The organism is Aminobacter sp. P4_D5 (genome assembly GCF_056401815.1).
On the sequence record NZ_JBFUIP010000401.1, the window covers coordinates 1 to 1,136 of the forward strand.

Sequence of the window (1,136 nt, forward strand, 5' to 3'; positions counted from 1 at the left end):
ACCGGATTGAGACGGCGCGACGGCTGGCAGGTTTGACGGACCGAATCCTCAAGGGGGCCAGACCTGGTGACGTGCCAATGAGGCTAACAGGAGCCATCATTTGGGCATCAATCTCACGGTCGCCCGCGACATCGGCGTGACGATCCCCCCGAAGTGCTCGCGCGCGCGGACCAGTKTATTGAGTGAGCCCGACCGCCGGTGGGGCGGCATGAGCTGACGCGGCGCTCATATCGCAGCACGTCTGAGCATAGTGGGGCTCGTGGCGGCGCGAATCACGGGCATGCCGGCTCAGAAATTTACTCGTCGTTCCGACGTGGGGGCTGCGGCTTGCGCCCCCTGTCCCGACAAATGGACCGTCGAAAAAGTCGCCAATTGGCGCGCTCGGGGTCTCCGCACTTGGAGACCTCCAAGAGCCCTCTTTTGCGGGAGCTGCTGGGAGAGGAATGGCTGTCGATGCTGGCGCAGATGGTTGCCGTGGCGGTCGGTGCTTGTGTCTGTGGCCTTGTTGTCGAGGGCGCCGAACTCGCTCCCTACTCTCGGCTCATATACCGGTGCGGTTCGCTGGCTGAGTCAGACGAGGCGGCGCATATTGTAAGCGATGTTCACCAAGCCGATCTACACCCGCGCCCTGGCAATGCCGATGGTGCGCACGGCCAGCGCCATCGGACCCTTCTGCCAGGCAAAGACATGTTCGACGGCCGAGCGCACGACCGATTTACGGGCATTGGCCTGTTGCGTCTGCGAAGGCATCGCAGACCCTGGGGCTTCTTGCGGTGAATGCACGACACCAGGCCGCGCGCCGCCAACATCGTCTCGTTCTTCGCCGATCGGTAGGCGTGACGGCCCAGACATCGCTGGCCGTGTTGTCGGCATCGAGCACCACCTCCACCCACGCGCCGTCATGGCCCGCGGCAGGAGTCGCTGCCCCGGTCGGCAAGCGGTGAGTGAATCAGCCGGCCCTCATAGGGGTCGGTGGCTTTTAGGGTCCTCCAAGCATGCCAGATACGGCGTCCAGTGCAGTACAGTCCATGCCAAGGGGCTAAAAGGAACAACGGATCCCAAGTATCTCCGGCAGGAATGCGGCGAGCAGTTCCATCAGGAAGTGTTCGAGGAAACCATCCTCAGCCGCTCCGAAC

At 63.3% G+C, this 1,136-nt stretch carries 1 pseudogene; it reads right to left on the reverse strand.

The features are described from left to right. Positions 1-618: 618 nt before the first annotated feature. Positions 619-931: pseudogene (locus AC1DWF_RS32245) on the reverse strand (IS5/IS1182 family transposase); the annotation flags it as partial. Between the last annotated feature and the right edge of the window lie 205 nt (positions 932-1,136).